At 66.4% G+C, this 17,809-nt stretch carries 17 protein-coding genes; 10 read left to right on the plus strand and 7 right to left on the minus strand.

What is annotated here, in order from left to right; genetic code table 11:
- Nucleotides 1-208: 208 nt before the first annotated feature.
- Complete coding sequence (locus AC3RCC_RS18800; RefSeq protein ID WP_492256213.1) at nucleotides 209-964, minus strand: fumarylacetoacetate hydrolase family protein; 756 nt, start codon at nucleotides 962-964, stop codon at nucleotides 209-211.
- Nucleotides 965-1,118: 154 nt separating this feature from the next.
- On the opposite strand from AC3RCC_RS18800, the gene AC3RCC_RS18805 reads away from it, so the two are divergent.
- Entirely contained in the window at nucleotides 1,119-1,472 is a 354-nt protein-coding gene (locus AC3RCC_RS18805) for a VOC family protein (RefSeq protein ID WP_492256214.1), read from the plus strand.
- A 126-nt stretch (nucleotides 1,473-1,598) separates the two neighbouring features.
- Here the strand turns inward: AC3RCC_RS18805 and AC3RCC_RS18810 are convergent, their stop codons facing one another.
- The 5 genes from AC3RCC_RS18810 to AC3RCC_RS18830 form a co-directional block, all read right to left on the minus strand.
- A complete protein-coding gene (locus tag AC3RCC_RS18810) occupies nucleotides 1,599-2,516 on the minus strand; it encodes a dihydrodipicolinate synthase family protein (protein WP_492256215.1) in 918 nt (305 codons plus the stop codon).
- A gap of 28 nt (nucleotides 2,517-2,544) precedes the next feature.
- On the minus strand, nucleotides 2,545-4,062 hold the full coding sequence (locus AC3RCC_RS18815; protein ID WP_492256216.1) for a tripartite tricarboxylate transporter permease: 1,518 nt from the start codon (nucleotides 4,060-4,062) through the stop codon (nucleotides 2,545-2,547).
- Nucleotides 4,063-4,084: 22 nt separating this feature from the next.
- The gene (locus AC3RCC_RS18820) at nucleotides 4,085-4,573 is read right to left on the minus strand and encodes a tripartite tricarboxylate transporter TctB family protein (RefSeq protein ID WP_291639507.1); all 489 of its coding nucleotides are present in this window, start codon (nucleotides 4,571-4,573) and stop codon (nucleotides 4,085-4,087) included.
- A 138-nt stretch (nucleotides 4,574-4,711) separates the two neighbouring features.
- Nucleotides 4,712-5,704: a Bug family tripartite tricarboxylate transporter substrate binding protein gene (locus AC3RCC_RS18825; protein WP_291639505.1), complete on the minus strand. Its 993-nt coding sequence runs from the start codon at nucleotides 5,702-5,704 to the stop codon at nucleotides 4,712-4,714.
- A 64-nt stretch (nucleotides 5,705-5,768) separates the two neighbouring features.
- Nucleotides 5,769-6,761 carry a 4-hydroxythreonine-4-phosphate dehydrogenase PdxA gene (locus AC3RCC_RS18830; protein WP_492258802.1) on the minus strand — a complete coding sequence of 331 codons (993 nt, stop codon included), beginning with the start codon at nucleotides 6,759-6,761 and terminating at the stop codon, nucleotides 5,769-5,771.
- 316 nt (nucleotides 6,762-7,077) lie between these two features.
- Here AC3RCC_RS18830 and AC3RCC_RS18835 point away from each other — a divergent pair, with 316 nt between their 5' ends.
- The 9 genes from AC3RCC_RS18835 (at nucleotide 7,078) to AC3RCC_RS18875 (ending at nucleotide 16,746) form a co-directional block, all read left to right on the plus strand.
- Nucleotides 7,078-7,764: a GntR family transcriptional regulator gene (locus tag AC3RCC_RS18835; protein ID WP_291639503.1), complete on the plus strand. Its 687-nt coding sequence runs from the start codon at nucleotides 7,078-7,080 to the stop codon at nucleotides 7,762-7,764.
- Between the two features lie 245 nt (nucleotides 7,765-8,009).
- Nucleotides 8,010-8,942 carry a LysR family transcriptional regulator gene (locus AC3RCC_RS18840; protein WP_492256217.1) on the plus strand — a complete coding sequence of 311 codons (933 nt, stop codon included), beginning with the start codon at nucleotides 8,010-8,012 and terminating at the stop codon, nucleotides 8,940-8,942.
- A 110-nt stretch (nucleotides 8,943-9,052) separates the two neighbouring features.
- Nucleotides 9,053-9,934, plus strand: a complete 882-nt coding sequence (locus tag AC3RCC_RS18845; RefSeq protein WP_492256218.1) for a shikimate dehydrogenase — start codon at nucleotides 9,053-9,055, stop codon at nucleotides 9,932-9,934.
- A 60-nt stretch (nucleotides 9,935-9,994) separates the two neighbouring features.
- Nucleotides 9,995-11,131: an ABC transporter substrate-binding protein gene (locus AC3RCC_RS18850; protein ID WP_291639497.1), complete on the plus strand. Its 1,137-nt coding sequence runs from the start codon at nucleotides 9,995-9,997 to the stop codon at nucleotides 11,129-11,131.
- A 161-nt stretch (nucleotides 11,132-11,292) separates the two neighbouring features.
- Entirely contained in the window at nucleotides 11,293-12,171 is an 879-nt protein-coding gene (locus tag AC3RCC_RS18855; protein ID WP_492256219.1) for a branched-chain amino acid ABC transporter permease, read from the plus strand.
- On the plus strand, nucleotides 12,168-13,193 hold the full coding sequence (locus AC3RCC_RS18860) for a branched-chain amino acid ABC transporter permease (RefSeq protein ID WP_316020030.1): 1,026 nt from the start codon (nucleotides 12,168-12,170) through the stop codon (nucleotides 13,191-13,193). Before AC3RCC_RS18855 ends, AC3RCC_RS18860 begins: the two co-directional genes overlap by 4 nt.
- Nucleotides 13,190-13,933 (plus strand): ABC transporter ATP-binding protein, encoded by a 744-nt coding sequence (locus AC3RCC_RS18865; RefSeq protein WP_291639491.1) that lies wholly within the window; start codon nucleotides 13,190-13,192, stop codon nucleotides 13,931-13,933. The genes AC3RCC_RS18860 and AC3RCC_RS18865 overlap by 4 nt, the downstream gene beginning before the upstream one ends.
- Before the next feature lie 10 nt (nucleotides 13,934-13,943).
- Nucleotides 13,944-14,681 (plus strand): ABC transporter ATP-binding protein, encoded by a 738-nt coding sequence (locus AC3RCC_RS18870; protein ID WP_492256220.1) that lies wholly within the window; start codon nucleotides 13,944-13,946, stop codon nucleotides 14,679-14,681.
- A gap of 169 nt (nucleotides 14,682-14,850) precedes the next feature.
- Entirely contained in the window at nucleotides 14,851-16,746 is a 1,896-nt protein-coding gene (locus tag AC3RCC_RS18875) for a bifunctional sugar phosphate isomerase/epimerase/4-hydroxyphenylpyruvate dioxygenase family protein (protein WP_492256221.1), read from the plus strand.
- Here AC3RCC_RS18875 and AC3RCC_RS18880 read toward each other — a convergent pair.
- Nucleotides 16,743-17,732 carry an NADPH:quinone reductase gene (locus AC3RCC_RS18880; protein ID WP_492256222.1) on the minus strand — a complete coding sequence of 330 codons (990 nt, stop codon included), beginning with the start codon at nucleotides 17,730-17,732 and terminating at the stop codon, nucleotides 16,743-16,745. The two genes, AC3RCC_RS18875 and AC3RCC_RS18880, sit on opposite strands and share 4 nt — an antisense overlap.
- Nucleotides 17,733-17,809 lie beyond the last annotated feature (77 nt).

Genomic DNA, 17,809 nt, shown 5'->3' on the forward strand with positions numbered 1-17,809 from the left:
CCCCTCCTCCGTCTCGACAGCATCAAACCTCCAACGCAACGCGACTAAAATGCAGAAAATGAGTTCATTTTGTGATCCTGCCGCCAGTTGATCACAATTCAACGCTGCCGATCCGCAGCGGCAATCCGAGCACCCGCGAGGTAAACGTAGCGTTACGCTCCCGCAACGGAAGCGCTCGCGGGCATGAGTTCCCGCGAGCGCAAATCGCTTACGCCAGCGCGAAGGAGATCGCCGTGATCGGGTCGAGCCGGGCGATCACCGGGCCGAGCGTCGGCGCGAGCACGCCGCCGCAGAGACTGCCGGTGGTGATGATCTGCCCCGCCTTGAGGCCGCCGAGCGGCGTCTCGGCCGGGCGATTGGCCCAGGCCAGCGCGGTCACCAGCGGATCGCCATTGGCGTGCTCGGCCGGGCGGTCATAGAGGACATCGCCGTCGAGTTCGACCGTGCAGGTCAGCGAGCGGACATCGTCGAAGATGCTGAACGGAACCTCCGGGCCGACGAAATAGCCACCATGGCCAAGCGCATCGGCGAGCCAGAGCGGAAAGGCGACATGGGTCCAGTCGGCGATGCGGCTCTCGACGATCTCGATCCCGACCAGCGCGGCGTCGCAATGCTCGATCAGCTCGGCGCGGGTATAGGGGTTGCCCGGCCGCAGCGGCATGTCGCGCCCGAGCCGCACCGCGAGCTCGATCTCGACGCGCAGCTCGGCACCATGGGCGGAGCGATAGGTATCCCCGGACTTCAGATAGGGCCCCGGCATCGGCGCGGCGATCGGGCGGCCGCCCTCGGCGATCGAGACCTTCAAGCCGGCATCGGCATAGCCCATCGCCGTCTGGACCTTGGCCTGCACGGCGAGCGCGGCGTCGATATCGGCCGGGACCGGCAAGGTCGAGATGTCGACCAGGCTGTGGCCGCGGCGTGCGGCGGTCAGCGCCTCGGCAAGGGTGTCAATCGTCGTCGCCATCGTGCTGGGTTCCTGTCGCAGCAGCCTCGTAGGCTTCCTTGGCTACAGCATCGGTCTGCGAATGGGAATTCGTCAGGCGCCGGGGCGGCTGCCGCCAGGCGCGGGCCGGCCGCGCGCTAGAACTCACGCGACCGAAACGATCAGGAGAGATTCGATGACCAGATCAGAGAACGACCGCCGCATCGACTATGTCGAATTCGTCGTCGCCGACCTTGCGAGGGCGCGGGCCTTCTATGAGGCCGCCTTCGGCTGGACGATGACGGATTACGGCCCGCAATACTGCGCCTTCGCCGATGGACGGCTGGAAGGCGGGTTCACGACGCAGGGCACGCCGAGGCCGGGCGGACCTCTGGTCATCCTCTATGCGGACGATCTTGCCGCCACCCAGGCGTCGATCGAGGCGGCCGGCGGGCGGATCGTGCAGCCCACTTTCGACTTTCCCGGCGGCCGGCGCTTCCACTTCGCCGATCCGGACGGCTATGAGCTCGCGGTCTGGACGAAGGGCTGACGTCGCGCCGTCGTTCCCAGGCGAAACCTCTGGGTCCGCCCCTCGATCGAATTCTGAGGCGCGGACCCAGGAACCTCGTTCAGGGGAGGCTCGGGCCAAGCCCGGGCCTGACGAGGGAACTTGGCCTCACTTGCCCCAGCGCAGAGCCAGCGGATCGAGTTCGCGCGCGAGTTCGATCAGGCCCTCGCGGGTCTTCGGGTGCAGCGGCACCAGCGGATGGCGGACGGCTTCGCTCTTGATCACGCCGCCTTCCTTCATCAGCGCCTTGGTGGCGCGCAGGCCACACTGGCGGTTCTCGAAATTGATGATCGGCAGGACGTCGCGATAGAGCGCGGCGGCCTTCTTGCGGTCGCCCGCGGCATGCGCCGTGACGATCGGCTTGATCAGGTCGGGGATCATGGCCGAGGTCATCGTCCCGGTGGCGCCGGCGTCGAGATCGGCCATCAGCGTTATCGCCTCCTCGCCGTCGAACGGGCCCACGACCGCCTTGCCGCCGGCCTCGATCAGGGCACGCAGCTTGTTGGCGGTGCCGGCGATCTCGATCTTGAAATAGCAGACGAGCGGAACCGCCTTCGCCAGCCGGACCATGAAGGGCACGCTCATGTTGACGCCAGCGAGCGGCGCGTCCTGCAGGATGATCGGCAGGCCGCTGGCGTCGGCGACATGCGCGAAATGCTCGATCATGCCGTCCTCGTCGGCCTTGAGCAGGGCGCCGTGATAGGGCGGCATCATCATCAGCATCTTGGCGCCGGCATCGGCGGCGGCCTTGGCGCGCTGGGCGGCGATGCGGGTCGAGAAATGCGAGGTGGTGACGATCACCGGCACACGGCCCGCGACCTGCTCGATCGAGAGCAGCATCACCTGGTGGCGCTCCTCGTCCGTCAGCAGGAACTGCTCGGAATAGTTGGCGAGGATGCAGATGCCGTCGACGCCCTGGTCGATCATCAGATCCATGACGCGCTTGTTGCCCTCGATGTCGAGGTCGCCATTGTCGTGGAAGATCGTCGGCGCGATCGGGAAAATGCCCTTGTAGGCTTCGGTCATGGCAGGTCTCTCTGCGGCGGTGGAGCTGTCAGGCCTTGGCGGCCCGGGCGGTCGCAAGCTTGCGAATGCCGCGCCTGGCCGAGCCCAACAGCGGGAAGAGGAGGAGAGAAAGCGCGATCGCCATCAGCGACCCGACCAGCGGATTCGACCAGAAGATCGAAAGCGAGCCCTGCGAGAAGATCATCGACTGGCGGAAGGCGTCCTCCGCCTTGTCGCCGATGACCATGGCGAGAACCAGCGGCGCGATCGGATAGTCGAGCTTCTTGAAGAAGTAGCCGACCAAGCCGAAGGCCAGCGCGAGCCAGATGTCGAATTCCTTGCTGGCCACCGTATAGGCGCCGATGAAGCAGACCACGACGATGGCCGGGCCGATGATCGAGAACGGAATACGCAGGATCGAGGCGAAGAGCGGCACGGTGGCGAGCACGACGATAACGGCGACGACGTTGCCGAGATACATCGAGGCGATCAGGCCCCAGACGAAGTCGGGACGCTCGACGAACAGCATCGGGCCGGGGTTGAGGCCCCAGATCATCAACCCGCCCATCATCACCGCTGCCGTCGCCGAGCCGGGAATGCCGAGCGCCAGCATCGGCAGCATGGCGGCGGAGCCGGCGGCATGGTCCGCCGTCTCGGGCGAGATCACGCCCTCGGGCTCGCCCTTGCCGAATTTCTCGGGGTTGCGCGAGGAGCGCTTGGCCATCGCGTAGCTCATGAAGGAGGCCGCCGTCGGCCCGCCCGGCGTGATGCCCATCCAGATGCCGATGATGCTGGAACGCAGCAGCGCGAACCAGTAGCGCGGCAGCTTGAGCGCGGTCAGAAGCACGTCGCGGGGACGCACCTTGGCCTTGACACCGTCGAAGCGCAGCCCCTCCTCCATGGTCTGGAGCAGTTCGCCGAGGCCGAACAGGCCGATCACCGCGATCAGGAAGCTGACGCCGGCGAGCAGCACGTCGAACTCATAGGTCAGGCGGACATTGCCGGAGACCGAGTCCATGCCGATCGTGGCGAAGGCGAAGCCCATCGCCATCGAGACGATCGTCTTGAAGGGCGAAGCGCCGCCGAGGCCGACAAAGCTGGCGAAGGTCATGAAATAGACCGCAAAATACTCCGGCGAGGAGAATTTCAGCGCGAAGCGCGCAACCCAGCCCGAGAGCAGCGTGATCAGGATGACGCCGGCCATGGCGCCGAAGCCGGCCGAGAGGAAGGCGAAGGACAGCGCCTCGGCCGCCCTGCCCTGCTTGGCCATCGGATGGCCGTCGAAGGTGGTGGCGACGGAAGACGGCTCGCCGGGAATGTTGAACAGGACCGAGGTGGTCGAGCCGCCGAACAGCGCGCCCCAATAGAGCGAGGTCAAGAGGATGATCGCCGAGACCGGGTCCATGGTGAAGGTCAGCGGCAGCATCAGCGAGACGCCGTTCGGGGCGCCGAGCCCGGGCAGCACGCCGACGAGGATGCCGAGCAGCACGCCGGCCATCATCAGCGCGATGTGATGAGCGGTCAGCGCGACTTCGAAACCGTGGAGGAGCGAGGCGAAGTTTTCCATGGGGCGTTCCGGCTCGCGAAGGTCAGAGGCCGAGCATCGTCTCGACAGGCCCCTTGAGCAGGGAGACCTGGGCGAATTTCTCGAGGCCGAAATAGAAGAAGGCGGCGGTACCGAAGGCGGTCGCAAGCGTCGGCAACCAGCCGAAGCGCCCCTGGAAGCGCATCGCGAAGACGAGATAGAGGACCATCGCGACATACATGCCGAGCGTCACGCTGAGCACGATGAAGGCGAGCATCGGCAGGAAGAAGGAGATGACCCGCTTGGCCTGCTCCCGGTCGAGGAAGCTGTCGGCCAGCGCGGCCGATCCACCCAGCCTGCGACCGACCGTGGATACCAGCGTCCCGAGACTGGCGAGCGCGATGAGCAGGCCGCAATAGAAGGGAAAGGCGCCCGGCTGCGGACCGGAGGAATCCCAGCCGATTCCGAATTCGCGCGCGCCGTTGACGATGACCAGCCCGAAGGCGAGCGTCGCCAGGGCTGTCCCGATTTCGGCCTGGAAGCGGGTGATCATCGGCAGCCTTCCATCCCTGGTGATTTTTGCGACGGGAAGCGGGCTCGAAGGCCCGCTTCCCTCAGATCTGTCGGGCTCGACCCGGCTGCCGAAACGCCTTGGCGCCTTGGGCCAACGGGCCGCCCAGTCAGCAGCAGGTCAGTTGACGACCCAGCCTTCGTCCTTGAAGACCTTGGCGTTGGCCGCCTCGTCCTTGGCGACGAAGTCGGTCAGTTCCTTGCCCTTCATGAAGCGGGCGGTCTGCGCGGTGCGGGCGACGAACTCGGCCCATTCCGGGGTCTTGCTGACCTTCTCCATGACGTCGGCATAGAAGCCGACCGCATCGGCCGGAACCTCGGCCGGCAGCCAGACGGTACGCGGCATCTGGAAGGATTCGAGCGGCAGACCGGCTTCCTTGCAGGTCGGGATGTCGCCCCAGCCCTTGCCGTTGTGGACCGGCTCGCCCTTGGCGAGACGCACCGGCGAGAAGACGCAGAGCGGCTTGACCTGGCCGGCCTTCCACTGGCCGATATTCTCGTTCGGGTTGTTGGTGTTGGAGTCGACATGGCCGCCCGCGAGCTGGGTCGCGGCCGCGCCGCCGCCCTGGAAGGGCACATAGATCCACTTGGCGCCGGTGGCGTCCTGGATCATCGCGGTCAGCGTCTGGTCGGTGTCCTTGGACTGGCTGCCGGCCATCTTGAAGCTGCCGGGCTTGGCCTTCACCGCGTCGATATAGGCCTTGGCATCGTTATAGGGCGAATTGCCGTTGACCCAGATCAGGAACTCGTCGAGCGCCAGAGCGGCGACCGGGGTGAGATCGGAGAATTTGTAGCCGAGCTTGGCGACGTAGGGCAGCAGATAGGCGTTGTTGGTGCCGAAGACGACCTTGTGGGCATCGCCCTTGCCGCCCTTGCCATAGATGAAGGCCTCGGCGCCGCTGCCACCGCCCTTGTTGAGCACCACGATCGGCTGCTCGACCAGCTTGTGCTTGGTGATGATCGACTGAATGATGCGCGCAAAGTTGTCGGTGCCGCCGCCCGGCCCCGAGGCCACGACGAATTCGATCGGCTTGGTCGGCTGCCAGGCCTGGGCCGGCATCGCCATCGCGAAGGACGCGGCGACGAAGCTCGCCGCGATCGTGAACTTCTTCATGCTGTTCTCTCCCTTGCTTCAACTGATCGGGCGGCTCTTATGTGGCCGCCCTGCCGGAATTGCCTCAGGCCGCGGTCTTGCGCGCCGCCCTTCCCTCGCTCGCCATCTTGATGGCCAGCGACAATGCCGCCCGGCAAGCGCCGAGATTGGCGATGCCCTTGCCGGCGATCTCATAGGCCGTGCCATGGGCCGGCGTGCAGATCGGGAACGGGAACCCGCCGATCAGGGTGACGCCGCGATCGAAGCCCATCAGCTTCATCGCGATCTGCCCCTGGTCGTGATACATGGTCAGGACGGCGTCGAAATCGCCATTCTTGGCGCGCAGGAACACCGTATCGGACGGGAACGGCCCCTCGACCGTGTAGCCCTTGGCCTGCGCCGTCTTCACCGCCGGCTCGATCGTGTCGATCTCGTCGCGGCCGAAATTGCCGCCGTCGCCGGCATGCGGATTGATGCCAGCAACCGCGATGCGCGGCGGATTGAAGCCGGCGGCGCGCAGATTCTTGTCGGCGAGGTCGAGCGCCCGCAGGATGCGCTCCTGGGTGATGTTCTTCGCGACCTCCGACAGCGGGATATGCGAGGTGACCCGGCAGTTCCAGAGCTTGTCGAGCACGTTGAACTCGCTCGCCGGGCCTTCGAAGGCGATCGCATCGCGCACGAAGCGAATCTCGTCGTCATAGCCCGGATAGGCGAAGCGCATCGCCGCCTTGTTGAAGGGCGTGAAGAACACCGCATCGGCCTTGCCGGCAGCGGCGAGCTGCAAGGCCCGGCGGAAATTATCGGTCGCCGCCTTGCCGCCGGCGAGCGTCGCCTTGCCGCGCTGGAGATCGGCCGGATCATGGTTGGCGAGATCGACGAAGACCGGCTTGCCGGCATCGGCCGGCAGCGCGTCGCCTTCCTTGACGACATGCAGATCGGGCGTCAGCCCGGCATCGGCAGCGCCGAGCTGGAAAAGGCGGAAATCACCGAAAACCACATAGTGCGCGGCGGAGCGCAGATCGGGCTCGGCGAGAATGCGCGCAGTGAGCTCGGGGCTGATGCCGGACGGATCGCCCATGGCGACTGCAATAACCGGCAGGGCGTTCTTCGCCTCAGTTTCCAAGGAATCCTCCCGTAATCCGGTCATAGGCCGGCAATCTGGCATGGGCCTAACATGCGCCCAATGGCTAGGCAAGTATTCTGTATGCAGCATAATCAATGTGACATAAGATGCGTCTGGAAAGGTACCTCCGACCGGGCGCCCCTCTGTCCGGAAGCTGGCGTTTCCACAAGTTTCCATGACCTGGGCGCCGCAGGACCGGCCATGCCGAGCGGAGGCCGCGTTGACATGGCGAAAACGCCATGCGGTACAGGACGATTGAGAAGGAGCGTCGATGACGAGCGGAGTCGGGACGTTGAGCGAAGCGTCGGAAGCCTATCCGCGCATTCAGCGCCGGACCTTGCACGACGAGGTGCTCGAGCGCATGCGCGACATGATCATCGAGGGCACCCTCGCGCCGGGGCAGCGCATCAATGAGGGGCTGATCGGGGCACAGCTCGGCGTTTCGCGCACACCGCTGCGCGAGGCGATCAAGACGCTGGCCAGCGAAGGCCTGGTCGAGATTCAGCCGGCCAAGGGCGCGATCGTTCGCAAATTCAGCTCGACCGATATGCGCAACATCCTCGAAGTGCTGAAGAATCTCGAGCAGCTCGGCGGACGCACGGCCTGCGAGAACGCCTCGGACGAGACGATCGCGGCGATCCGGGCTCTGCACGATGCGATGATGGAACAATATCGCGTCCGGAACCGGCTCGAATATTTCAAGCTCAACCAGGCGATCCATTCCGCGATCGTGGCCGCGTCCGGCAATGACGTGCTGATGGAAATGCACGGCACCCTCCAGGCCCGGATCAAGCGGCTGCGCTTCATCGGCAATGAGGGTCCGGACAAATGGGCCGGAGCCGTCGCCGAGCACGAGGCGATGATCGAGGCGCTGGAAAAGCGCGACGCCGAGGCGCTGACCGAGGTCATCCGCCTGCATATGGACTCGACGCGGCTGCGGGTCTGGGACGTCCTCTGAGCCCGCGCCCGGCTTCCTTCCCGGTCCCGGAGCCGAGCCCTCTGGCCCGATGCCTTAACATCGGCACTCACAGCAGCGAGATCGGACTTCAGGCGACAGCCGGGCCGGCAGCACCGCGCAGGGCGAAGCCGCTCCGCCAGAGGATGTGGCCTGCTCAGTCTGCGCCGGAGGTCAGCGCGCCTTGACAGTCCTTTCGCCCTCGCCTCCGCTGGCAGCAGGAAGGCGAGCGGGAGGAAGCGCGGGCCATGCTGACGCTGCGCCAGATCGAGGTGATCCGGGCCATCATGATCACCGGCACGATCGCCGGCGCGGCGAAACTGCTCAACGTCTCGGCCCCCGGCATCAGCCGGCTGATGAAGCACACCGAGCGGACCTTTCGCCTCAAGCTGTTCGAGCGCCGGCACGGGCGCTATGTGCCGACGCCTGAGGCCAACGACATCTTCGAGCAGATCAACGGCGTCTACCAGAAGGTCGACGACCTCCACTACACCCTGGCGCGGATCGAGCGCGGCGACGGCGTCGAGCTACGGCTCGGCTCGGTGCCCAGCATCTGCAACGTCATGGTGCCACGGGCGATCGAACGCCTGAAGCGCAAGCATCCGGACCTGCGCATCGAGATCAACATCCTCAAGATCGAGGAAGCGCTCGACTATCTCCTGCTCGGCAAGGGCGAGATCGCGGCGATGAGCTACCGGCTCGACCATCCGGGCCTCGACTTCATCCCGCTGGCGATGGGCGAACTGTTCTGCATCGTGCCTGAAAGCCATGCGCTCGCCGGGCGCGCCAGCGTCTCGGCCAGCGAGATCGTCGCGCACCCGCTGATCGGCATCGACCCGAACGACCCTTACGGCCGGATCATGAGCGAGATCTTCGTGCGCAGCGGGCTCAGCTTCGAAATGGCGATCAAGGCGCGCTTCGGCACCACCGTCTGCGCGCTGGTCAAGGCCGGGCTCGGCATCGCGATCATCGACCAGTTCACCGTCGCGCATGGCGCTATGCCGGGGATCGCGGCGATCCCGATCAAGGAACCGACCCAGTTCCAGACCTATGTCGCGATCAAGAAGGACAAGGCCCCGTCCCTCTATGCCGAGAGCTTCGTCAAGCTGCTGCGCGAGGAGATGAATGCGGTGGTGGTGCCGCAAGGGCAAGGCGAGACCTCGTCTCCGCCCAAAAGATAACATCGAGTTAGGTAGATGCGATGGATTGGTTATCGCGTTAGGGCGCTCGTTCAGCTTATCTTTCGTCAGCGCGCAGCCTGCCAAGACGGGCGCGCCGGGAAGGGACGGACATGCCGGCAAGCGTCAACGCCAGGAAAGCCAAGCGGGTCCTGCTCGGGCTGATCGGCTATCCGATCGCCCATTCGGCGACGCCGGCGATGCAGGAGGCGGCGGCGCGCGCCGCCGGCTTCGAGGCGCATTACCACCTGATCGAGGTCGAAGGTGCGCAACGCGACGACCTCGCCGCCATGCTCGAGGGCGTGCGCCGGCTCGGCTTCTCCGGCATCAACGTCACCTACCCCTACAAGGAGGCGGTCGTGCCGCTGCTCGACGCGCTTGCGCCGGAGGCCGCGGCGATGGGGGCGGTCAACACCATCACCGTCGCCGATGGCCGGCTCACCGGGCACAACACCGATGCCAGCGGCTTCGCCACGGCCTATCGCAAGCTCGGCCGGAACGACGGCGACAGGCCGGTCGCGATCATCGGCGCCGGCGGTGTCGGCAAGGCGATCGCCTTCGCGCTGGCCGGCAGCGGCGTCGGGGCCTTGCGGCTCTACGACATCGACCGCGGCAAATGCGAGGCCCTAGCGCAGATGCTCGCCGGCCGCGCCCGAATCGAGATCGCGGCCAGTGCGGCTGCGGCCGCGGAGGGCGCCGCCGGCATCGTCAACGGCACGCCGCTCGGCATGGCGCCGAACCGCGAAATGCCGCTGCCGGCCGGCGTTCTACGAGCATCGCAATGGGTGGCCGATTCCGTCTACCATCCGCTCTGGACACCGCTCATGAAGGCTGCGCAAAGCATTGGCGCGACGGTGATGAGCGGGCGCGAGCTCGCCATCCACCAAGCACTCGACGCCTTCGCGCTGTTCACCGGCGCCGAAGCGTCGGAAAGCGCGATGAGCCGCGCGTTCGACGCAGCGATGGCGGAGCGCGCCGGCGAGCATGCGGCATAAGAAGACGGCCCGGGACGACCGGGGCGACAAGAAACGAAGCTATCGGAGGAGATACAGATCATGAAGTCGCATTGGATCATCGCCGCTGCGCTCAGCGCCGGCATCGCCCTGCCCGCCTCGGCGCAGGACAAGGTCAAGCTGATCAACGTCGTCGAGCTCTCGGGCGCGGGCGCCACGGCCGGCACCAATTTCAAGAACGGCATCGACCTCGCCGTCGCCGAGATCAACGCCAAGGGCGGTCTGCTCGGCAAGCAGATCGAAATCATCCACTACGATACCCAGACCAATCCGGGGAACACCCGCGCCGCCGTGCAGCGCGCCATCGACGAGGGCACCTATGCCGTGCTCGGCCCGGTCTTCTCCGGCCCGATCGGCGCCTCCATGCAGATCGCCCAGCGCGCCGAGATCGCCCAGATCGTCGGCGGCGAGGCCGCCGGCCTGACCAAGCAGGGCAACCAGTATCTGTTCCGGACCTCGCTCAGCCAGGCGGCGGCGATGCCGAAGATCGCCAAATATCTCAAGGACACCGTCAAGGCCGGCTCGGTCGCCGTGGTCTGGGTCAACAACGACTTCGGCAAGGGCGGCCGCGACGCGATCATCCCCGAACTCGAGAAGGCCGGAATCAAGGTCGCCGCCGACGTCTCGACCGAGCAGGGCCAGGCCGATTTCTCGGCCGACGCGATCAAGATCAAGAACGCCAATGCCGACGCGGTCTTCGTCTATCTCAACGAGGAGGAGAGCGCCCGCTTCCTGCGCGCCGCCAAGCAGCAGGGCGTCAACAAGCCGATGGTCGGCGAGACGACGCTGCTCGGCGCCAAGGTGATCGAGCTCGCCGGCGAGGCCGCCAACGGCGCCAAGGGCCATGTCGGCCTGTCGATCGACGCGCCGATCCCGGCCTTCCAGGAATTCGGCAAGAAGTTCCAGGCCAAGTACAACTACGCTTCCGACCATAACGGCATGAAGGGCTATATGGGCGTCTACATGATCAAGTGGGCGACCGAGAAGCAGAAGAAATTCGACAAGAAGGGCCTCGCCGACACGCTGCGCGGCGCCACGATCAAGCCCTCGGAAGAGCCCGGCATCCTGATGGAGACCACCATCGAGAAGAACGGCGATCTCGATCGCGAGAGCTTCCTCGCCGAGGTCAAGGACGGCAAGCAGGTGATCACGGCGACGCTGCCGAAGATCAACCCGTAGGACCGGCTCTCCCTCGGCGTCATCCCGGGCGAGCAATGCTCGACCCGGGATCCGTCGAGGGGCGGCACCGCTGCATGGATCCCGGCGCTCCCCTGCGCTGCGGCCGGGATGACGCGAGCAGATCGAACGCAACGCTCAACGAACCGAGCGAGAACACCGCCATGGCCGAATTCATCGCCTATCTCATCGCCGGCGTCGCCACGGGCGCGATCTACGCCCTCGCCGCCATCGGCTTCACTCTGGTCTGGCAGACCTCGCAGACCATCAACTTCGCCCAGGGCGAGTTCGTGATGCTGCCGGCGGTGCTGGTCCTGCTGGCGATCAAGCTGTTCGGCGCGCCGATCTGGCTCGCTGCGATCATCGGCATCGCGGCCTTCATCCTGATCTTCGGCGTCGGCTTCAAGATCGCCGTGGTCGACCCGATGATCCGCCATGGCGTGCTGCCGCTCGCCATCGCCACCATGGCGCTCTCGATCATCATGAAGGAAGGCGCCAAGGACGGATTCTCGGCCGAGGCCCAGAATTTCCCCTCCTTCGTGCCGACCGACACGCTCTCGGTCTTCGGCGCGGCGATCTCGCTGCAGCACCTCGCCATCATCGCCGTCGCCTTCGCCGTGATCGGCGCGCTGCAATGGTTCGTCGGCGGCACAAGGCTCGGCCGCCAGATGCAGGCGACAGCGCAGAACCCGACCGTCGCCCGCATCCTCGGCATACCCGTCGAGCGCATGGTGCTGCTGACCTTCGTGATCAATGCGGCGCTCGCCGTGGTCGCCTCGGTGCTGATCTCGCCGATCTATCTGGCGAAGTTCTCGAATGGCGAGGTGATCGGCCTGTTCGCGTTCATCGCGGCGATCGTCGGCGGCTTCAACCAGGTGCGCGGCGCCCTGGTCGGCGGGCTGATCGTCGGCATCGTCGACAGCCTCGCGGCCGGCTACTTCTCGAGCCAGTACAAGCTCGCCGTGCCGCTCGTCCTGCTCATCATCATCATCCTGCTCAAGCCGGAAGGCCTGATGGGCCGCAGAGAGGAGCGACGTGTATGACCGCGCCCGCAAGCCGCGCCGCCGTCCAGGCCGCGCCCGCCCGTTCGGCCGCCCTCGGCGGCTTCGCCGACGGCCCCCTGATCGCCCTCGTGATCGGCGCCGTCATCCTCTGGTTCGCCCCTTCCGGCATGGGCCGCTACGGCACCTATGTGCTCTCGCTCTGGCTGGTGATGGCGATCGCCGTGATGGGCCTCAACCTGACGCTCGGCTATGCCGGCCTGAAATCGCTGGCACAGGCTGCCTTCATGGGCATCGGCGCCTATATCACCGCGCTCCTGACCACCAAGACCGGCATCTCCTGGTACGCCGCCTTCGCGATCTCCGGCATCGTCACCTTCGCGGTCGGCCTGCTGCTCGGTTTCCCGGCGCTCAGGGTCAAGGCGCATTACCTCGCCTTCGTGACGCTCGCCTTCTCGACGCTGGTCTGGCTGGTGATGCGCAACGAGCAATGGCTGACCGGCGGCGTCTTCGGGCTCTCCAACATCCCGCGGCCCTCCCTGTTCGGCTTCAAGCTCGACGGAGCGCTCGCCTTCCATCGCTTCGTGGTGGTCGTCACCTTCCTGCTCGCCGTGCTGCTCTGGTGGATGATCCGCTCGCCCTGGGGCCGGGCCTTCACGGCGCTGCGCGAGAACCCGATCCGGGCGGCGAGCCTCGGCATCGACACGCGCATGTACACGCTGCTCGCCTTCGCGATCGGCTCGGCCTATGCCGGCTTCGCCGGCGCGCTCTACGCCCCGCTGGTCGAGTTCATCGACCCCTCGCCCTTCTCGCTGTCGCAGAGTTTCTTCCTGCTGCTGATGGTGGTGGCGGGCGGCGCCGGCTATCTGCTCGGACCGTTCATCGGCGCGCTGCTCGGCGTCGTGCTGCCGGAATGGCTGCGCTTTGCCGGCTCGCTCTACCTGATCATATTCGCCGCCATCGTGATGCTGCTCCTGATCGCCTGCCCGCAAGGGATGAGCGGGCTGATCGAACGCGGCTGGGCCTGGATCACCGGCCGGAACAAGGCGGGAGGCAGCCGATGAGCCAGGTGCTCGAAGTCACCAATCTCCACAAGGCCTTCGGCGGCATCAAGGCGGTGAACGGCGTCTCCTTCTCGGTCAATGAAGGCGAGATCCTCGGCATCATCGGCCCCAATGGCTGCGGCAAGTCGACCCTGTTCAACTGCATCCTCGGCCAGCTCGAGCCGACCGAGGGCACGGTGAAGCTCGACGGGCTGGATGTCACCAATATGCGCCCCTCCGAGCTCAATCGGCTGGGCGTCAGCCGCACCTTCCAGCTGCTGCAGGTCTTCCCCGAGCTCACCGTGCGCGAGAACCTGATCCTCGCCGGACAGGAGCATCAGGGCTCGATGCTGTCGCGTTTCTTCGGCGCCCGCGATGCCGGGCTCGGCGAGGCCGCCGACCGGATGATCAGCTTCTTCAAGCTCGGTCATCTGATCGACGCCAAGGCGGGCGGACTCTCCTATGGCCAGCAGAAGCTGCTCGACGCCGCCATGGCCTTCATGGCCGGGCCGCGGCTGGTGCTGCTCGACGAGCCGGCCGGCGGCGTCAACCTGACCATGCTCGGCGACCTGAAGGAGCGCCTGCGCGCCATCAATGCCGAGCAGGGTTCGACCTTCGTGGTCATCGAGCACAACATGGACTTCGTGATGTCGCTGTGCACGCGCGTCCTCGTGCTGGCGGAGGGCAAGGTGCTGGCGGAAGGCACGCCGGCCGAGGTCAGGGCTAATCCGGCGGTTATCGAAGCCTATCTGGGGCATTGAGGAGCGATCCATGACCACCCCCATCCTCGAGCTCGACGGCGTGGTCGGCGGCTATGGCGCCATGACCATCCTCAACGGCACGACATTCAAGGTTCGCCGCGCCGCGATCACCACCGTGATCGGCCCGAACGGCGCCGGCAAATCGACGGTGTTCAAAGCGATCTTCGGCCTGCTCAAGGTACGCGAGGGCCATATCCGGCTGGATGGCAGGGACATCACCAACTGGAACCAGCGCAAGCTGCTGGAAGCCGGGATCTGCTATGTGCCGCAGGGCCGCAACATCTTCCCCGAGCTCTCCGTGCGCCACAATATCGAGCTCGGCAGCGTCGCGGCGGGCGCCGGCATCACCGATATGCCGAAGCGGCTGGAGGCGGCGCTCGACCGCTTCCCGGCGCTCCGGCGCAAGGCCGACCAGCAGGCTTCGACCCTTTCGGGTGGCGAGCAGAAGCAGCTCGAGATCGTGCGCGGCCTGCTGCTCGACCCGCAGCTCTTGCTGATCGACGAGCCCTCGATCGGGCTCTCGCCGATGATGGTGCAGGAGACCTTCGGCATCCTGAAGGACCTGCGGGCGAAGGGCGTCACCATCCTGATGGTCGAGCAGAATGCCCGCTCGGCGCTGGAAATCTCCGACGAAGGCCTCGTGCTCGAACTCGGCCAGACCAGAATGCAGGGCCCGGCCGCCGAGATCCTCGCCGATCCCCGCGTCGGCCAGCTCTTCCTCGGCGGCGCGATGACGGACGCGGCATGACGATGCCCTGGCCCTCCTCACCCCTCATCCTGAGGAGCCGCGCAGCGGCGTCTCGAAGGATGATCGCGAGGGGCACCGGAGCCACGATCTGGAGCATCCTTCAAGACGCGATCCCGATGGGATCGCTCCTCAGGATGAGGGTTTCATTTTCGACCAGCTGAGGACAGTCATGAACCCGACCTCGATCGCCACCGTCTCGATCAGCGGCGACCTCGCCGAGAAGCTGACGGCGATCGCCGCCGCCGGCTTCGACGGCATCGAGGTCTTCGAGAACGACTTCCTGAGTTTCGATGGCGGACCGCGCGATGTCGGGCGGATGGTCGCCGACCTCGGCCTGAGAATCTACGCATTCCAGCCCTTCCGCGATTTCGAGGGCATGCCGGAGCCGCTGCGAGCCCGGACCTTCGCGCGTGCCGGCCGCAAGTTCGAGGTGATGAACGAACTCGGCGCCGAGCTGATGCTGATCTGCTCGAACGTCTCGCCGCAATCCCAGGGCGGCATCGACCGGGCCGCCGCCGATTTCGCCGAACTCGGCGATCTCGCCAAAAAGCACGGCGTCAGGGTCGGCTATGAGGCGCTGGCCTGGGGCCGGCACGTCAACGACTATCGCGACGCCTGGGAGATCGTGCGCCGCGCCAATCACGAGCGCATCGGCCTGATCCTCGATTCCTTCCACACCCTGGCCCGACGCTCGCCGCTGGAGCCGATCGCCAGCATACCGGGCGATCGGATCTTCCTGGTCCAGCTCGCCGATGCGCCGAAGCTCGACATGGACGTGTTGAGCTGGAGCCGGCATTTCCGCAACTTTCCCGGCCAGGGCGACCTCGACGTCGCCGGCTTCGTCAGAGCTGTCGCGGCGACCGGCTATTCCGGTCCGCTCTCGCTGGAGATCTTCAACGACCAGTTCCGCGCGGGATCGACCAAGCGCCTCGCCACCGACGGGCTGCGTTCGCTGATCCAGCTCGGCGACAAGGTCGCCCGGCTGGAGGCGCCGGCCAGGGCCGAGATGCCAGACCGCTCGCCCTGCCTCGCTGTCGAGTTCATCGAATTCGCGCTCGACGAGGAGCCGGCCCATGAACTCGCCGCGCTCTTCACCGCTCTCGGATTCCATCAGAGCGGGACGCATCGCAGCAAGGCGGTGACGCGCTGGAGCCAGGGCGGAGTCAACCTGATCATCAATACCGAGAAAGATGGCTTCGCCCAGTCGCATGCGATCATGCATGGTCCGGGCGTCTGCGCGCTGGCGCTGCGTGTCGCCGATGTCGAGGCGACGATGGCGCGGGCGCGGGCGCTGAAGGTGCCGACATTCGAGCAGCGAGTCGGCCCCGGCGAGATGGAAATCCCGGCAATCCGCGGCGTCGGCGGCAGCCTGATCTACTTCACCGAACCGAAGGGGGAGCGCTCGCAGAGCTGGGAGAACGACTTCCTGCCGGTCGAGGACGACAGCGACCGCCCTGCCCTGCTTACCGGCGTCGACCATATCTCGCAGTCGATGGACTATGACGAGATGCTGTCCTGGCTGCTGTTCTATACCTCGCTGTTCGCGTTGGAGCGGATTCCGCAGCTCGCCATCGCCGACCCCGCCGGCCTCGTCGAGAGCCGGCCGCTGGTCAATGCGGATGGCAGCCTGCGCTTCATCCTCAACGGCTCGCAGGCGACGCGGACCCTGTCGTCGCGCTTCGTCTCGGAGCATTTCGGCTCCGGCGTCCAGCACATCGCCTTCTCGGCGCCGGACATCTTCGCGGCGGTGACGGCGATGCGCGAGGCGGGCCTATCCTTCCTCGACATTCCCGAGAACTATTACGACGATCTCGAAGCCCGCTACGACCTCGATCCCGCCTTCCTCGACCGCCTGCGCGAGCACCACATCCTCTACGACCGCGATGGCGAGGCCGAGTTCCTGCAGGTCTACACCCATGTCTTCGCGCAGCGCTTCTTCTTCGAGATCGTCGAGCGCCGCGACGGCTATTCGGGCTTCGGCGCGGTCAACGCGCCGGTTCGGCTCGCCGCCCAAGCGCGCGAGGCACGGCCGGTGACCGTGCCCCGCCCGCTGCGAGAGGATTAGATCGTCAGCACCACCTTGCCGACGACGCGGCCGCTTTCGAGCAGCTCATGGGCCTCGGCGATGCGCTCCAGCGGGAAGCGTACCGCCACATCATGGCTGAGCCAGCCCTGGCGCAGCCCCTCGCCGATCGCGGCGGCGGCCGCGTCATGCGCCGCCTCGTCCATGACATAGACGAGCACGCAGCGGATCGTCGCGTCGAGCGTGATCAGCGGCCAGAACGGCAGGGCCGGCTCCGGGATCGCGTCGGAGGCGTAGGTCGCGACCACACCCCGCGGCGCCAGCACCTGCATCGTCACCTCGAGATTGGCGCCGAAGGCCACGTCGACGACGCGATGAACGCCGCGCTCCGTGCCGGTGAAGGCGCGGATACCGGCGGGCAGGTCGTCGCTCAGGCGGTTGAGCACGAGATCGGCGCCCGCCGCCCTGGCCGAGCACGCCTGCTCCTCGCGGCTGACCGTGGCGATCACCCGCGCCCCGCCCTGCTTGGCGAACTGGATCGCATAGCGGCCGACCGCGCCGGCACCGCCGGTGACGAGGACGACCTTGCCGGCGACCGGCCCGTCGGCGAAAACGCAACGATGCGCCGTCATCGCCGGCACGCCGAGGCAGGCCCCCTCCTCGAAGGAGACGCTGTCCGGCAGCGGCTGAACCTGCCGCGCCGGCAGGGCGACATACTCCGCCGCCCCGCCGAAGGGGCGGCCGAGCGCCGCCTCGTAGAACCAGACACGCTCGCCGATGCGACTTTCCAGCTCGGGCGAGCCGACGGCAACGACCTCGCCGGCGCCGTCCTGATGCGGGATCACCAGCGGGAACGGCATCTTGTCGCGGCCGAGCCAGCCGGCACGCGCCTTCCAATCCGACGGATTGATGCCGCTGGCACGGACCCTGACCAGCAACTCGCCCGGTCCCGGCGCCGGATCGGGCCGCTCACCCAGTTGCAGGACCGCGCTCGCCGGCCCCTTGCGCTCGTACCATGCCGCTTTCATCGCCGTGCTCCTGCATAATTGCGAAAGCAGGCAAATGCCGTCATAGCTCAGATTGCACAAGTACGTACAAAAGAAGC

The organism is Allobosea sp. GW823-FHT01F03, from assembly GCF_058798075.1.